Genomic DNA, 13,965 nt, shown 5'->3' on the forward strand with positions numbered 1-13,965 from the left:
TCCGTCGCGTTTCGCGTGGCTTTTTCTCCGATTGGCGAGAAGTCGACCCATGAACCGGACTCGACTCGTCGAAGTGGCGACCCGACTGCTCGCCGCGGGACTGTTCGCCGTGAGCGTGCTCGGACTGGTCTTCTCGTTCCAGCAGGGCGACACCGACGGCGTCGTCACGGGCCTGTTCGCGGTCTACCTCACCGGTCTCCTGCTCGCGGGCACGCTTCGGGACGGGATGAACGACCGGCGCTGGCAACTCGCCTTCTTCGGCGGCGTCGGGGTCTGGGGCGGCTACGAGTACGCCACGACCGGGGACCTGTTCTCGCTGCTGTTCGCCGGAATTGGGGTGCTAATGGTCGTGGCGAACCTGCTCGACGCTCGGTAATCGGCGGACTAAGACCTGATCGATTCAGTCTCGGTCGTCAGGAGTACCATTTTCGAGACCCATGTAGCCGACCGCACGTTCGACACCTTCGTCGTACCGCGACTTCGAGGTGAGCGTGACGTACTGCTCACCGTAGAACGGATGGGAGTCGTCGGAAACGATCACTCACGGGCGGGCCTGCTTCCCCTGTCGAACGGATCCCCACCGAAGGCCACGTCGCCTCTACCGTACTTCATCTCGGCGAGTTCGGCTTCACTCTTCTCGTCGAACTCGTCGATGTGAAACGACATGGACGTACTGTACCCCGTGTAAAGAACGGTACTCTGTAACCGCTGTAACTACCCGATTTCGTTAGCCTTCACTCGCGCCACGGCAGTTCCACGAGTTCGGCCAGCCCCTCGATAGCGTGATGTGGTTCTGGCTCTGGCTCGACGGCCTCGTCCGCCGACAGCCACGCCGAGCGCAGGCCCGCGGCGTGCGCGCCCGCGACGTCCGACGACATCGAGTCGCCGACGTGGACCGCCCGGTCGGCCCTCACCCCGAGGTCCGAGAGCGCGACCGCGAACGGCTCGGGGTCGGGCTTGGCCGGGGCGTCGTGGCCCGCGAACACCACCGTCTCGAAGCGGTCTGCCAGTCCGGCGGCCTCAAGCTTGGTGGACTGCATTCCGGGCGGACCGTTGGTCACGACCCCGAGCGCGTGGTCGGCCGCCAGCGCGTCGAGCGTCTCGCGCGCGCCGGGCAGGGGTTCGACGCGCGACTGGTCGCGCTCGTCGGCGAACTCCCCGGCGACTCGGCGACCCAGATCGGGGGCCCGGCCGCGGTCGTCGGCGATGGCGGCGAAACAAGCCGCGCGGCTCTCCGCGATAGACACGTCCGGCGCGAGGTGGTCCTCGAACCGGTCGACGTACTCCTCGACCGCGAAGAACGGTTCGACGCCGACCGACTCGAAGGCAATGTCGAGTACCTGGCCGGGCGAGCGCTCGTACTCGACGAGGGTGTCGTCGAGGTCGAACAGCACGGCGTCGATAGTTGTGGCCATGACCTGTCGGTCGAGCGTGGGTTCTGCGGGCGCAAAATCGTGTCGGTCGCTGGTCAGTCTCATGGATTTCCGCTCGCAAGAGGCCAACCATTAAGTCGCGGCTGTGAGAACTGAAATCGAATGGCTGGCGAAGACGTCAGCGAGCCGTCTCGTGCGCCGGATAACTCGCTGGAGGGGTGGCTGGACGAGAAGGCCGAAGAGCTCGGGGTGAGCCGCGAGGAACTGCTCGCCAAGGTCCGGAACGGGGACGCACCCGACAGCCTCGACGGCGCGGACGGAGCAGACGGCAAACTGGCCGCGCTCCGCCGGGAGCTGATCGAGCGACTGGCCGCGACGGAGGAGGAGTTCCAGGGCGAGCTCGCCGACCTGCGATCGGAACTCGGCGAGGTCGAGCGCGACGTGGGGACGGTCGAGCGCGAGTTCGACGAGAAGATCGACGACGTGCGCGAGCGCATCATCCAGGTCAAGCGCGAGGCCGACGCCAAAGCGCCCGCCGAGCACGACCACCCCGACCTGCGCCAGCGGACCGAGAGCGTCGCCGACCGGGCCGACCGGCTGGCCGACGAACTCGACGGCATCGCTGCCACAGTCGAGGACCTCGACGAGCAGGTCGACGCCGGGTTCGAGAACTACGAGGACGTGCTGGAGTACCTCACCGACGCGACCGACGAACTCGAATCGAAGCTGACCACGCTCGCGGAGGTGACCGTCGACCTGCGCGACCAGACCCAGGCGCTGGCGGCCCGCCACGCCTCCCGCACCGCGGCCGACGAACTTGCACATCTCGCCAACCGGCGGGGCGTCGAGGAGGCCAAGTGCGGCCACTGCGGCGAGACGGTCCACGTCGGCCTGCTCGCCGAGCCGAAGTGTCCCCACTGCGCGAGCACCTTCAACGACGTCGAACCCAAGCAGGGCTTCTTCGGGTCGGCCAAACTCGCGGTCGGCGACCCGCCCGCGCTCGAGGGCGAGCGCGCCGACTGGGACGTCGGCAGCGTGTTCGGCTCCGACGTGGCGACCGAGGACCTCGACGACCTCCTCGGGGAGGACGACGAATGAGCGACGGGTCGGGGTCGGACGACGACCGAGCGGATCGAACGGAGCGCAAGGACCGCGGCGACAGCCGCGAACCGCTCGGCGAGGTCGCCGAGAAGGTTCGCGAGCGTACCGGGAAGACTCGTGCGGGGAGCGCCGAGCGCCGCGACCAGGCCGACGCCCCGGCCCGGGACGGTCCGATGGCCGACGTTGCGACCAAGGTCGACGAGCGCCGCCAGCGCGACCGCGAGCGCGAGAGCACCGATCCGTTCGAGTCGGTCGACGTCGGCGAACTCGACGGCGAGAAGCTCTGGGAGCGACTGGCCGACGAGGAGGGTGAGGGCCCGAGCGTGACGGTCCCGGCCGGCGAGAGCGTCGCGGTCGAGGATAGGGACGAGTGGGCGGGCCGCGACGTGCGCACCATCCCGAAAGAGACCTGCCACGGCTGCCCGCACTTCGCCGACCCGCCGGATCTGGCCTGCACGCACGAGGGCACCGCCATACTGGCGATGACCGATTCGGAGCACTTCCGAGTGGTCGACTGTCCGATGGTGGGCGAGGAGGAGGATATCGGCTCCATCGCGGTCGACGGTGACGCAGCGAGCGACGGCGGTGCTGGCGCTGTCGGCGGTGAGCACGGGACCGACGTGGTCGACACCGTCGACGCCGCCGACACCGAGTGAGCGATCCGACGTGGGCGGTTCGATGCGCGCTGGTTCTGCTGGCGGACCGTTCTGGAGCGGGTCGAGCCCGTCGCTGCCACCGTCAGAATTAAGTGAGTGTGTAAAACAGACTTTACTGTAAAGCGTGCTTTACGGGAAGGGGAAAGTTACGTTCACCGTCCAGCCATGACCGGAAACACCACGTCCGAACCGAATTTACTCGCGAGGAAGCGCACGTACAAACGTCTGATGTTCGGCGTCCTGCTCGGCGGTGTGGGCCTCGCCCTACTTCTCAGGGAGGTGCTAGGCTACCCGTTGATCAGCGAAGCCGTCTACTGGCTCGGCATCGTCGGATTCTTCGCTATCGGGTTCGGCACCTCGCTGACGCTGTTCGACGAACGCGACCGGGCGCTCGAACGGCGCGCAAGTCATCTCACGCTCAACATCATGGCCCCGGTGCTGGCGACCGTGGCGTCGGTCGGACGCCTCCTCCCAAGACTGACCGACTACGCGCTCCCCGCCGAAATATGGCCCGCGCTGTACGGCGTTATCGCAGTGTATGCAGTATTCGGCATCTCCTACACCGTGCTCCGGTACCAGGCATGAACAACGAACTGCGACGCCACCGGGAGCGGACGGACATGAGTCAGGCCGACCTCGCCGCCGCGGTCGACGTCTCGCGCCAGACGATCAACGCCATCGAGCGCGAGCGCTACGACCCCTCGCTCGAACTGGCTTTCGAACTGGCCGCCCACTTCGACTGCCGGATAGAGGACCTGTTCGACCCGGAACGCGAAGCGAACGGCGGGGCGTGATGTACGGGGTTCCGGCGATGCGGACGAGTCGATTCTGAGTTTAGCAACAACTGACCGAGATCAGACGTGATGCGCTCGGTGCTCCGTTCAGGCCCGGCGCGCGCGAGGGCTGCGTGAGGGAATCGAGCGCAGGCTCGGCAGTCGCAGCCCGCGCAGGAGCAACGCGACGAGCAGGACCGTCTGCCGGTGCGAGGGAGAGAGAGGAGGCTGGGGAGGACGAGGTCGCGGGTCTCATACGTCGAGGCAGAAGCGAGCTCCTCGCCGTAACCTCCCGTGCTTGCGAACAATTCCGGAACGTACTCGTCAGACCTTCCCTCCACACGCCCGGCTAAAATATATTTTAGCTAACACTTTTTGTGGCGTAGCTCCTACCGACTGTCGATGCCCAATCCCAACCCCCAACCGGCGCACGGCTCGCCGAATCGCGGCGGAGCGACCCTCAACGAAGAACCCGAACTCACGAAGACCGGGACGACCACCGTCGCGCTCGCGGCGAGCGACGGCGCGGTCGTGATGGCCGACCGGCGAGCGAGCGCGGGCGGCCGGTTCGTCACCAGCAAGGACACCCGGAAGATAGAGCAGGTCCACCCGGCGGGAGCCGTCGCGCTCTCTGGTGCGGTCGGCGAAATCCAGGCGTACACCCGCCGCCTCGCCGCGCAGGCCGACCAGTACGAAGTCCGGCGGGGCGACCCGCCGACGATGCACGCGTTCGCCACGTTCGCGGGCAACCTCCTCCGGAGCGGCCAGTTCCGGATGGTCAGACCGCTCCTTGCCGGCGTCGACGCCGACGGCTCGCACGTGTACGGCATGGACGGCGCGGGCGGGGTCACCGAAGTGCCCTACGACGCGAAGGGCAGCGGGACCCAGTTCGCGCTGGGTGTGCTCGAACGCGAGTACCGCCCCGACCTGACCGTCGCGGACGCGACCCCCGCCGCCGCCCGCGCGGTCGAGAGCGCAATCGAGCGCGACACCGCCAGCGGGAACGGCGTCACCGTCGCGCGGATTTCGACCGACGGCGTGACCATCGACGCTCACGACGACCCGGCGGAACTGTACGAGGGTGCGCCATCGGCCGAAGGGACTGACGGCGTGAACTCGTCCGAGGAAACGGACGGTGCGAACCCGTCCGAGGAGGTGGCCTGATGCAGGGCGACCAGCAGGCGTACGACCGCGGGACGAGCATCTTCTCGCCCGACGGCCGGCTGTATCAGGTCGAGTACGCCCGCGAGGCGGTCGAGCGCGGGAGCCCGAGCGTCGGCGTCCGGACCGCCGAGGGCGTGGTCCTCGCGGCCCGCCGGCGGGTCCGCTCCTCGCTGATGGACCCCGCGAGCGTCGAGAAGCTCCATCAGGTCGACGACCACCTCGGCGTCGCGTCGGCGGGCAACGCGGCCGACGCCCGCAAGCTCGTGGCGTTCGCTCGCGAGACCGCCCAGCGCGACCGATTGACCTACGACGAGTCGATGGGCGTCGAGACGCTGACGAAGGAAGTCGCAGACCACGTCCAGGAGTACACCCAGACCGGCGGCGCGCGGCCGTTCGGGACCGCGCTGCTGGTCGGCGGGGTGACCGGCGCGGGCATCGACGGGTCGGGCGACGGCCGGCCCGTCCTCTACGAGACCGACCCCTCCGGCACGCCCTCCGCGTGGGATGCCGCGGCGGTCGGCCGCGACAGCGGGGTCATCCGGGAGTTCCTCGAAGCCGAGTACACCGCGGGGCTCGACCTCGATTCGGGCGTCGACCTCGCGCTGGAAGCGCTGGCGGCCCCAGACGAGGCGACCTTCGCGCCAGCGGACGTGGCGGTCGCGACGATCCGAGTCGAGGAATCGGCCGGCTATCGCGACCTGCCGGCCGAGGAGCGCCGGGCGGCGCTCGACTCGCTCGGCTTGCTCGGCGATGACGGCCAGCAGGCGTCCTGACGACTCCCCGCTCGGCCGTTCCCGGACATCGAATTACCGGTAGAGGTCGAACCGCTGGAAGACCGCCCCGAGCAGTACCGCGACCGGGATGATTTCGAGTCGGCCAACCCACATATTGACGATCAACATCGCTTTGGCGGTATCGGGCATCCCCGGCCCGGTGATACCGGAGTCCAGTCCGACGTTGCTCTGGGCGCTCATCACGTCGAAGATCACGTACTCTAACGGGTGGGCCGGTGACAAGACGCGGAGGAGAACGGCGACCCCGATCGCGAGGAACGTGAGCCAGAGGACGAACACGACCGTCGCTTCGGTGTACTCGCGTTCGGCCTGTTTCTCACTGAGTCTGCGCTCCCCGAGCTTGAGATACCGAATCGCATTGTCTGGGAGGAACACGCCGCGTATCTGCCAGACCGTCCCCTTGACGAGCGTGATCACCCGAATCAGCTTGAGCCCGCTCACCGTCGAACCGGCCGCTGCGCCGGTGAGCATGCCCAGACACGCCAGCAGCGTCGCGCCAGCGCTCCAGACCTGCTCGGTCCCGCCGCCGATCGTCGCGCTCCCGAAGCCGGTGTTCGAGGTCGCGGAGACGAACTGGAACAGACTCACCCGGAACGTCTCCTCCAGCGTCGCGTACTGCCCGTTGGCGTACAGAATACCGGTCAATCCGAGTGACCCAACCGTGAACCAGATGAACACCCACCGCGTCTGGAGGTCCGCGTAGAGGTTCCGTAGCTCACCCTTGAATATCAGGTAGTGGATGGGGAACGCGATACTCCCCGCGACCATTATCGGGACCGTCGCGTACTCGATCAGTGGGCTACCGTAGTGCCCGATAGAGTCCGCGTGGACGGAGAACCCTCCCGTCGCAATCCCGGTCATGCCGTGATTGATCGCGTCCCAGAGCGGCGTTCCGGCGAGGACTAACAGGACGATAGAGCCGACGGTGAGTCCCACGAAGAGCTTCCAGATCTCCTGGACCGTCGTCACGATGCTCGGATGGATCTTCTCGGACCGAGCTTCGCTCTCGTAGAGCGTGTACGACCCGCTGCGCCCGCCCCGTCGCAGGATAGCGACGGTCAGCACGATCACGCCGACGCCACCGACCCATTCGATGAACGACCGCCACCAGTGGAGGGATCGGGGCAGTTTCTCCTCGACGGCGGCCATCGTGAGCCCGGTCCCGGTGAACCCGCTCATGCTCTCGAACACAGCGTCGAGCGGGTGGAGAAACACCGCCGTCGTCGCGTCCATCGGTGGGGTGTTCGTCCATGCGGGGAGTGGGTCGACCTGAATCGTCCACGCGACGAGGAGGAACGGCAGCCCACCGAGGAGGCCGGTAAGCGCCCACGCGGTCGCGGCGGTTACCATCGCCTCGCGTTTTTCGGGCGGGTCGGCGTCGCGGTATAGCCGGACGAGTCCAGTCCCGAGTCCGGCCACGACGACCGCGGAGACGACGAAGGCGGGGATCGCGTAGAACTCGCCGTTCACAGCCGCTACGACGATGGACGCCACCATCATCAAGGAGACGGCCTGAACGATGCGACCGACGTCATGTCCGACAGCGTTCGTATCTACTCTCATCGTGGATAGCAGTGTGTAGGTCTCAAATATAGGTAATTTGGAATTTAACTGTCGTCGTCAATCGCTTCGATACCTCGCTTCCATCGGTAGTAGAGCGAACGCATAACGCGATCCGGATCCCGTGACAGGAGTACTGTCACCTCGCTCAGTTCCGAAAGCGTCTGCTGTACCGATCCAAAGACGAACTGTTCTAACCGGGATTTATTCTCGGGCATCCCTATCGACGTGAAGTCGTGTGCCTTCGCTTCCTGTACGATCTCTTCAGTCGTGTCGGAAGCCTCCCTCAGTTCCGTTTCGACCGTCACGTCAGAACCGAGCACGTATTCGGCGAACGTCAGCAGGTCCTCGCCTTCGGTCGTCGCTCGGTCGGATCCATCGGGTGAGATAACGTGGAGAACGGTGATCGAAGCGTCCGTAGCGCGTGCTACTGCGCGTGCTGCTTCCGTCGCGAGAGCGGAATGCGGGCCTGTCCCAACGGGGAGGAGTATCGAGTCTATCGTTTCCGCGTCGGACTGTGCGAGTGAAGCGACGGTGTGTTCCTCGACGTCTGGAACGTACAGCGCGTTCTCTCCTCGTTTCACGCCCAGATTTTCGACGAACACGTCACATTCGGCGTCGGCCAGTACGGTGTCAATCGTACTTCGATTGAGTACCTCACCTCCGTCGATGCCTGCGTCGCGTAGCAGCAATACCGCAGTCTCGTTCCCATCACCGATGACGTCGAGTATCCCCTCCGTAGTATCCGTCACGACGCGAACGACAGCGCTGGTCGGGACGCTCGAATCGAGATTCTGAGCCACGTCTGCTACCCGTGCTAACTGTGCTCGTCGTTCTTCGACGACCTCGACGACAGTTTCCGTGTCGGGGTCAGCCGGCTGGTCCGTTCGGACGTACTTCCGAACCGCTTCGAGCGATGCTTCGTTCGTAACTGTCTCGATGCCGAGCAGGAGGACCCGACCCTCGTTATCTGCTGCAAGTGCAGTTGCCGTCCGGAGGAACTGTCGAGCGTCGATTGCCATACTCGAATCGTGCACCGCGTCGGTGATGGGAACGACGACGGTGTACTCCGGTGTGTGAACGAGCGGTCCGCTACGAAGGTACGAATCGTCCTTCGCACTGGCGGATTCGCGTTGGACTGCGATTCGAACATCCGAGCGCTCGGAGTCGCCCGGCATCGTTACGGCCCCGTGAAGGCGTCCGTAATCCGGCTCGTTGCCCCGTTTCTCGCGAAAATCGTGACGACGTCACCCGCCTGAATGTCCGTCTCTCCCTGCGGGATGAGCATCTCGCCGTCCCGAACGATGGCCACAATAATCGTCTCCTCGGGTAGCAGGTCTTCCCTATCGGCTTCGATGAGGGTGAGGCCCCCTATCGGAGCGCCGTCGTCGACCGTGGTCTCGAATATTTCGGCTCCGCTAGCGATCGGCATGAAGTCCTGGATCGTCGGGTGTTGGACGGCTCGGTAGAGGTACTGGCCGTTGAGTTGGTGCGGGCTCTCGACGATGTTCACTCCGAGATCCTCGAACAGTTCGATGTGATCGGGATCGTTGATCGAACTCACGAGCGTCTCGACCCCGTACTGCTTTCCGAACATGGAGATCATGAGGTTCACCGAATCGCTCCCAGTCGTCGAGATGAGCGCGTCGGCCTCCTCGACGCCGGCTTCGAGCAGGATCTCGTTCGACGCCGCGTCGGCGTTGATGACCAGACAGTCGGCGGCGGCGCTCACCTCCTCGGCGAGTTCCGCATCGCGTTCGATGACGACGACTTCGTGGTCGTCTTGAGTGGCTAGGTCGATGACTGTGCTTCCGGTGCGGCCTGCGCCGATGATGATTACGTACATTGGTTGTTGGTTGTGGCGGTAGTAGTTAGCTCCCGATGCGTTCGAGTGATGCCGACACTGTCGGGCGGATCAGGAACGTCGAGTGCGGGAGTGCGAGGCGTACTTCGGTGAACCATGTTTCTACCTCCGGACGATACTGTTGATCAGGACGAGGACGGGGATGATCTCGAGCCGCCCCATCCACATCTGGACGATGAACAGTAGTTCCGCGACGACCGGTATATTCGGACCCGTGATCCCCGAGGAGAGCCCAACGGTTCCCTGTGCAGTCGCGACCTCGAAGATGGCGTCCGCGAGGGTGAACTCCGAAGGAAGCACTGCCAACAGCACGAACAACGATAGGACCAGGAGCACGAGATACGCGAACGCGAACGTCGTCGCAGCGCGAATCTCGTCGTTGGCCTCGTCTCGCTTGAAGATCCGCTGTCCGATCCGGAGGTCCTCGATTGCGTGCCCGGGGAGGAACGCCCGCGAAACCTCCCAGCTGATCCCCCGCGCGATGATGTAGCCACGCAGAATCTTGATCCCGCCGACCGTCGCGCCTGCGCACCCGCCGAGTAGCATCGCACCGAACACGATGAACATGACCGCCCCGTCGTTCCAGTCACCGATTGCAGACGTCTGCCAGCCGGTGGTCGTCTGCGCGCTGATGAACTGGAACAGGCCGTCGCGGAACGCCTGACTCGTCGCCACTCGTCCGACGTACCCGATCGGGTCACCGTTGTAGGGGACGCCGACCCAGCGAGCGAGAAACGCCGACAGGCCGAGCGCGCCGACGACGAACATGCCGAAGAGCACTCTGACCTGCGGGTCCCGCGTGAACTCCCGGAGGTCACGCTCGGAGACTGCCCCGTAGTACACCGGAATCGAGATCGCGCCCGTGATCATCGCCGGGATGTGGACCACCTCCATCGCGTAGGAGCCGTAGCCGGCGATCGAATCGTCGAGGGTACTGAACCCGCCGGTGGACTGCCCGGTCATCGCGTGATTGACCGCGTCGAAGATCGTCTGCTCGATGCCGTAGCCGGGGTTGACGAGGAACGTCGCCGCTGCGAGGTAGACGGCGACCAGGGCGGTGATCCCGACGTAGAGTTTCCAGATCGCGCGCGCGGTTCCCGCGATGCTCGGCCGCAACTTCTCGTTGCGCCCCTCGGACTGGTACAGCGAGATTCCCGCGGTGCCGTGTGGCTGGCGGAGGATCGCGAGCGAGAGGACGATCATCCCTGCGCCGCCGATCCACTGTATCTGCGAGCGGTACCAGAGGAATCCGTGGCCCACCGAGGGTTCGTGGACGCTCATGGTCAGGCCGGTGGTGGTGTACCCGCTCATGCTCTCGAAGAACGCGTGGACCGGGTTCTGGAAGTTGAGGAGGCTCGACTGATAGGTCGCGCCCGCGGGAACGAATGATTCGAGGACGGCCGGTGGCGTGACGTACGCCGCGATGATGAACGGGAGCGCGCCGAACGCTGCGGTGACGAGCCACCCGAGCGCCGCGACGATCATCGCGTGGTGGCGTTGCGGTTCGGGAGCGTCCTCACACAGCCTGTAGGCGGCCCCGCCAGCGAGCGCGGTGATTCCGCCGCCGATCAGGAACGCAACTGCGCTGTACCACTCCTGATAGAGCAGCGAGACGAGTAGCGGGACCGCCATCAGTCCCCCGATGAGGACTTGTAGCGCTCCGATGTCTCTGAGGACCGTTTTCGCGGCGGTCACGAAGCCGGGGCGGCCGACGGACGTGTTAGACATAGTATTTATCTCTCCGTTATTGATTACACGGTCTGGTCTTCGTAGTGTCCGAAGATGTCCGTGAGACTCGGGTCCGCTCCAGTCGCGGAATAGACGGTCAACAGATCGTTCGCTTCGATTTGCGTATTTCCTCGCGGCGTCAGTGGCCTGTCTTCGCCCTCCCGTTCGATGGCGACGATCAGGACGTCGTCCGAGAGGAGGTCTTCCCTCCCTACTTCAGTGAGGGTCTTGCCAGCAATTGGTGCGTTCTCCGTTACCGTTATCTCGAAGACTTCCGCTTCGTTGCCGATCCGCATGTAATCGACGATAGCTGGCCTAGCGACCGCCCGATAGAGATACCCCGCGATGAGCTGTTGGGGATTTTCGATCGTGTTCACCCCGATCTGCCGGAAGAGGTTCATGTGCTCTGCACTGTGAACCACCGACGTGATCGCCGGAATATCGAACTCCTCCGCGAGCAAACAGACCATGACGTTCGTGGCGTCTTGGTCGGTCGTCGAGATAATTGCGTCAGCCCGCTCGGCCCCGGCATCGTCGAGCGTTTCTTTCGTGGTAGCGTCCGCATTGAGCACCAAACAGTCGTACTCACTGGCGATCTCGTCAGCTTTCTGCGTGTTTCGCTCGATGACCACTACCTCGTTTCCGGAACGAGTCGCGATGTCGATGAGGGGCGTACCAATGTCGCCCGCTCCAACGATGATAATGTACATGTATAGTTTGAATTATGGTGTTTGATCTCCGCTTGCGTAGCCGATCAGTTACCTTCGGAGTCATCGTACACCTTCCCGAGGTAGTGCCATCGGTACTTGCCATTCCCACCGTCGATCTCGGGTTCCCAGTTGACCCTGTAGGCGAACGGTCCGCGTGCTTGACCCGTTTCGTCCGGACGTTCGACGACGACGATCGTGTAGCCGTCGTGGTCTTCCACGCGAACGAGTTCTTCCCCGCGTCGGGATTCGATTGCATCCGTGAGGGGCGGATGCTCTCGGAGGAGTTGCTGGGCGTAATGGATGATATCCCTGAGTTGGCCGTCACTGCTGTCTTCGAGTCCAGCGATGACTCGTTCAGGGACGTTTTCAGGGGGGTTCGTATCCGATGATGTCATACGTTGAGGTGGGCCATTGGCGGTACTAGTCGCGCTACGCGGACTCCGATGGCCGGCGAAGCGATTTTTCGAGCGATATGTTTACTATCACTGAATCTGTCCACTTCACCCTGAATTTCCGCTCCACTATAAATATTGGTATCTCATTTCGTTCGGGGAAATCTAGCGCCCCTCAATTTTTGAATTGCAAATCGAGTCACCAGTCGAACAGTGATACGCGTGCGAAAGGCGGTTCCGTCGACCGATTCCGAGAAGTTCGGATGTGGTGCCTTGGTCCGAGGAGTAATCTCCGTGACCATGCTCTCGTCACTACTCTCGGCATCACCGCCGGGTATCGCGACCGTCGCGATCCGTCTTTTAGGACAGATTTACAGGGAAGGCCTTTACTTGTCCCACTCGTAATTCCGCTATGGCTCACCGCGTCGACGAGATCGACAAACGAATCCTCTATTATCTGGCGCTGGACGCTCGGAACACGGCGACGTCGGATATCGCCGAGGAGATGGAAGTGACACCGGCGACGATCCGGAATCGGATCAAACAGCTCGAAGAGCAGGGCATCCTTCGAGGGTATCTCGCAGACATCGATTACAAATCCGTCGAAGGATTCGTCACCTATCAGTTTCGCTGTACGGCCTCCATCCCGGACCGAGCCCGACTGGCTCAGTCGGCCCTCGAGATTTCCGGCGTCGTAACCGTTCGGGAACTGATGTCCGGATCTGCGAACTTGGAGATCACGGTCGTCGGAGCCGACACCGACGACATCAACCAGATCGCGGGCGAACTCTCGGACTTGGACCTCGAGATCGAAGAAGAGAGCGTCGTCGAAGGCACGTACCACACGCCGTACAACCCGTTCGGCCCGGAGAAGGTGCCGAAGGGGCCGTCGTTGACGGACTTCATGAGTTTGGCCGGGGACGCGGAGGTCGTCGAATTCACGGTTTCGGAGGGGGCCGAGATCGCGGGTCTGACTATCGAACAGGCGGTCGACCGGGACCTGTTGGCCGACGAGATGCTCGTCGTCGGCATCGAACGCGACGGGGATGTCCTCACTCCCAAGGGTGAAACCGTAATTCAAACCGGAGACGTGGTTTCCCTGTTCTCGAAGGCACCCTTGGCGAAGAATTCGTTGGAGGTATTCGGGACGCAGTGAGAGTGTCGGACTGAGCACGCCGGAACCGCTGTCGATTCCCAGCGGCACATCGTGTTTGACGCTCCATCTGCCGTCGGATGCTCCTGGTTATCCTGAATCGCTGTCAAGTCATCTCGTACGTCGGAACTGGCGAGAGGTACGCCAGCTCCCGATTATGAACGTCTGCGAACACCTGATTTACGTAGAATCCTCGGTCGAACAATCACCGTGTCCAAATCGACGAACCGCTCGGCACTGTCCAGTAGTCAGCTCACCGGAGCGGCTTTCGAGTACGACGGGAGAACCGTCAGGCTCCCACGCGGAGTCCTCTTTGCCCGACTCGCTACCGAGGGCAATCGGTGCGTGGTCTCCGACCAGCGTGATGGTCGCGTACTTGTACCCTCGCTTGTACTCGCCGTCTTTCTCGTACCCGCTCTCCATCTTCGGCTAATCTGGCTTGGCGACGCCTGCCTTCTTCTTCCCACAGCCAGACGTGGGACTGCTCGTGTGTGATGTCGATAGCTGCAATCGTCTCTCAGAGTCTGGGAGTAGCACTTGTAAACGACCAGAAACGGCAGTAACGCACCACAGCGTGCTACTCCAGCGACTTGGGAATAACCGGTGAATCTAAAGCCATCGCGCCGAAAGAATCGAATACTGCAAAATACGCTGTCAACGAAGTGCCACAGCACATCTACGATACACCACCTGAAAT

17 protein-coding genes and 1 pseudogene are annotated in these 13,965 nt (G+C 63.6%); 8 read left to right on the forward strand and 10 right to left on the reverse strand.

The features are described from left to right. Positions 1 to 49 precede the first annotated feature (49 nt). The gene (locus tag DPQ64_RS03715; RefSeq protein WP_115863016.1) at positions 50 to 376 is read left to right on the forward strand and encodes a hypothetical protein; all 327 of its coding nucleotides are present in this window, start codon (positions 50 to 52) and stop codon (positions 374 to 376) included. Between the two features lie 24 nt (positions 377 to 400). Here the strand turns inward: DPQ64_RS03715 and DPQ64_RS18545 are convergent, their stop codons facing one another. From DPQ64_RS18545 to DPQ64_RS03720, 3 genes are all read right to left on the reverse strand, one after another. Continuing rightward, positions 401 to 541, reverse strand: a complete 141-nt coding sequence (locus DPQ64_RS18545) for a hypothetical protein (protein WP_157971575.1) — start codon at positions 539 to 541, stop codon at positions 401 to 403. Further along, a complete protein-coding gene (locus DPQ64_RS19725) occupies positions 538 to 666 on the reverse strand; it encodes a hypothetical protein (protein ID WP_269814465.1) in 129 nt (42 codons plus the stop codon). Before DPQ64_RS19725 ends, DPQ64_RS18545 begins: the two co-directional genes overlap by 4 nt. Positions 667 to 734: 68 nt before the next feature. Continuing rightward, positions 735 to 1,478: an HAD family hydrolase gene (locus DPQ64_RS03720; RefSeq protein ID WP_368275971.1), complete on the reverse strand. Its 744-nt coding sequence runs from the start codon at positions 1,476 to 1,478 to the stop codon at positions 735 to 737. Between the two features lie 57 nt (positions 1,479 to 1,535). Here DPQ64_RS03720 and DPQ64_RS03725 point away from each other — a divergent pair, with 57 nt between their 5' ends. The 6 genes from DPQ64_RS03725 to DPQ64_RS03750 all read left to right on the forward strand — a co-directional run bounded on the left by DPQ64_RS03725 (position 1,536) and on the right by DPQ64_RS03750 (position 5,840). After that, positions 1,536 to 2,471 (forward strand): CopG family transcriptional regulator, encoded by a 936-nt coding sequence (locus DPQ64_RS03725; protein WP_115863017.1) that lies wholly within the window; start codon positions 1,536 to 1,538, stop codon positions 2,469 to 2,471. Further along, positions 2,468 to 3,130: a hypothetical protein gene (locus tag DPQ64_RS19100; protein WP_198661995.1), complete on the forward strand. Its 663-nt coding sequence runs from the start codon at positions 2,468 to 2,470 to the stop codon at positions 3,128 to 3,130. Before DPQ64_RS03725 ends, DPQ64_RS19100 begins: the two co-directional genes overlap by 4 nt. Positions 3,131 to 3,295: 165 nt before the next feature. Next, entirely contained in the window at positions 3,296 to 3,715 is a 420-nt protein-coding gene (locus DPQ64_RS03735) for a DUF2178 domain-containing protein (protein WP_232820473.1), read from the forward strand. Beyond that, positions 3,712 to 3,924 carry a helix-turn-helix transcriptional regulator gene (locus tag DPQ64_RS03740; RefSeq protein WP_115863019.1) on the forward strand — a complete coding sequence of 71 codons (213 nt, stop codon included), beginning with the start codon at positions 3,712 to 3,714 and terminating at the stop codon, positions 3,922 to 3,924. Before DPQ64_RS03735 ends, DPQ64_RS03740 begins: the two co-directional genes overlap by 4 nt. A 381-nt stretch (positions 3,925 to 4,305) precedes the next feature. Next, positions 4,306 to 5,067 (forward strand): Ntn hydrolase family protein, encoded by a 762-nt coding sequence (locus DPQ64_RS03745; RefSeq protein ID WP_115863020.1) that lies wholly within the window; start codon positions 4,306 to 4,308, stop codon positions 5,065 to 5,067. Next, positions 5,067 to 5,840, forward strand: a complete 774-nt coding sequence (locus tag DPQ64_RS03750; protein WP_115863021.1) for an archaeal proteasome endopeptidase complex subunit alpha — start codon at positions 5,067 to 5,069, stop codon at positions 5,838 to 5,840. The genes DPQ64_RS03745 and DPQ64_RS03750 overlap by 1 nt, the downstream gene beginning before the upstream one ends. Before the next feature lie 33 nt (positions 5,841 to 5,873). On the opposite strand, the gene DPQ64_RS03755 is transcribed toward DPQ64_RS03750, so the two are convergent. From DPQ64_RS03755 to DPQ64_RS03780, 6 genes are all read right to left on the reverse strand, one after another. Next, on the reverse strand, positions 5,874 to 7,424 hold the full coding sequence (locus DPQ64_RS03755; RefSeq protein ID WP_115863022.1) for a TrkH family potassium uptake protein: 1,551 nt from the start codon (positions 7,422 to 7,424) through the stop codon (positions 5,874 to 5,876). 44 nt (positions 7,425 to 7,468) lie between these two features. After that, positions 7,469 to 8,224 carry a universal stress protein gene (locus tag DPQ64_RS03760; RefSeq protein ID WP_232820474.1) on the reverse strand — a complete coding sequence of 252 codons (756 nt, stop codon included), beginning with the start codon at positions 8,222 to 8,224 and terminating at the stop codon, positions 7,469 to 7,471. Positions 8,225 to 8,601: 377 nt separating this feature from the next. Beyond that, complete coding sequence (locus tag DPQ64_RS03765) at positions 8,602 to 9,267, reverse strand: potassium channel family protein (RefSeq protein ID WP_115863024.1); 666 nt, start codon at positions 9,265 to 9,267, stop codon at positions 8,602 to 8,604. 120 nt (positions 9,268 to 9,387) lie between these two features. After that, positions 9,388 to 10,917 (reverse strand): TrkH family potassium uptake protein, encoded by a 1,530-nt coding sequence (locus DPQ64_RS03770; protein WP_115863087.1) that lies wholly within the window; start codon positions 10,915 to 10,917, stop codon positions 9,388 to 9,390. Between the two features lie 119 nt (positions 10,918 to 11,036). After that, positions 11,037 to 11,723: a potassium channel family protein gene (locus DPQ64_RS03775; protein WP_115863025.1), complete on the reverse strand. Its 687-nt coding sequence runs from the start codon at positions 11,721 to 11,723 to the stop codon at positions 11,037 to 11,039. A 44-nt stretch (positions 11,724 to 11,767) separates the two neighbouring features. Further along, entirely contained in the window at positions 11,768 to 12,118 is a 351-nt protein-coding gene (locus DPQ64_RS03780) for a hypothetical protein (RefSeq protein WP_115863026.1), read from the reverse strand. A 409-nt stretch (positions 12,119 to 12,527) separates the two neighbouring features. On the opposite strand from DPQ64_RS03780, the gene DPQ64_RS03785 reads away from it, so the two are divergent. Next, positions 12,528 to 13,271, forward strand: a complete 744-nt coding sequence (locus tag DPQ64_RS03785) for a winged helix-turn-helix transcriptional regulator (RefSeq protein ID WP_115863027.1) — start codon at positions 12,528 to 12,530, stop codon at positions 13,269 to 13,271. A 30-nt stretch (positions 13,272 to 13,301) separates the two neighbouring features. On the opposite strand, the pseudogene DPQ64_RS03790 reads toward DPQ64_RS03785, so the two are convergent. Continuing rightward, positions 13,302 to 13,785 (reverse strand): annotated as a pseudogene (locus tag DPQ64_RS03790) (ISNCY family transposase); the annotation flags it as partial. Positions 13,786 to 13,965: the final 180 nt, after the last annotated feature.

The sequence above is a fragment of the Halorussus litoreus genome, assembly GCF_003382685.1.
Taxonomy (GTDB): domain Archaea; phylum Halobacteriota; class Halobacteria; order Halobacteriales; family Haladaptataceae; genus Halorussus; species Halorussus litoreus.

What these genes read in the sequence shown, in the direction of transcription:
- DPQ64_RS03715 (WP_115863016.1), top strand. Translation starts at nt 50, where the DNA reads ATGAACCGGACTCGACTCGTCGAAGTGGCGACCCGACTGCTCGCCGCG.
- DPQ64_RS03770 (WP_115863087.1), bottom strand. Translation starts at nt 10,917, where the DNA reads ATGGCGGTCCCGCTACTCGTCTCGCTGCTCTATCAGGAGTGGTACAGC.
- DPQ64_RS03725 (WP_115863017.1), top strand. Translation starts at nt 1,536, where the DNA reads ATGGCTGGCGAAGACGTCAGCGAGCCGTCTCGTGCGCCGGATAACTCG.
- DPQ64_RS03785 (WP_115863027.1), top strand. Translation starts at nt 12,528, where the DNA reads ATGGCTCACCGCGTCGACGAGATCGACAAACGAATCCTCTATTATCTG.
- DPQ64_RS03745 (WP_115863020.1), top strand. Translation starts at nt 4,306, where the DNA reads ATGCCCAATCCCAACCCCCAACCGGCGCACGGCTCGCCGAATCGCGGC.
- DPQ64_RS03765 (WP_115863024.1), bottom strand. Translation starts at nt 9,267, where the DNA reads ATGTACGTAATCATCATCGGCGCAGGCCGCACCGGAAGCACAGTCATC.
- DPQ64_RS03735 (WP_232820473.1), top strand. Translation starts at nt 3,296, where the DNA reads ATGACCGGAAACACCACGTCCGAACCGAATTTACTCGCGAGGAAGCGC.
- DPQ64_RS19100 (WP_198661995.1), top strand. Translation starts at nt 2,468, where the DNA reads ATGAGCGACGGGTCGGGGTCGGACGACGACCGAGCGGATCGAACGGAG.
- DPQ64_RS03780 (WP_115863026.1), bottom strand. Translation starts at nt 12,118, where the DNA reads ATGACATCATCGGATACGAACCCCCCTGAAAACGTCCCTGAACGAGTC.
- DPQ64_RS03775 (WP_115863025.1), bottom strand. Translation starts at nt 11,723, where the DNA reads ATGTACATTATCATCGTTGGAGCGGGCGACATTGGTACGCCCCTCATC.
- DPQ64_RS03750 (WP_115863021.1), top strand. Translation starts at nt 5,067, where the DNA reads ATGCAGGGCGACCAGCAGGCGTACGACCGCGGGACGAGCATCTTCTCG.
- DPQ64_RS03755 (WP_115863022.1), bottom strand. Translation starts at nt 7,424, where the DNA reads ATGAGAGTAGATACGAACGCTGTCGGACATGACGTCGGTCGCATCGTT.
- DPQ64_RS03740 (WP_115863019.1), top strand. Translation starts at nt 3,712, where the DNA reads ATGAACAACGAACTGCGACGCCACCGGGAGCGGACGGACATGAGTCAG.
- DPQ64_RS03720 (WP_368275971.1), bottom strand. Translation starts at nt 1,478, where the DNA reads ATGAGACTGACCAGCGACCGACACGATTTTGCGCCCGCAGAACCCACG.
- DPQ64_RS19725 (WP_269814465.1), bottom strand. Translation starts at nt 666, where the DNA reads ATGTCGTTTCACATCGACGAGTTCGACGAGAAGAGTGAAGCCGAACTC.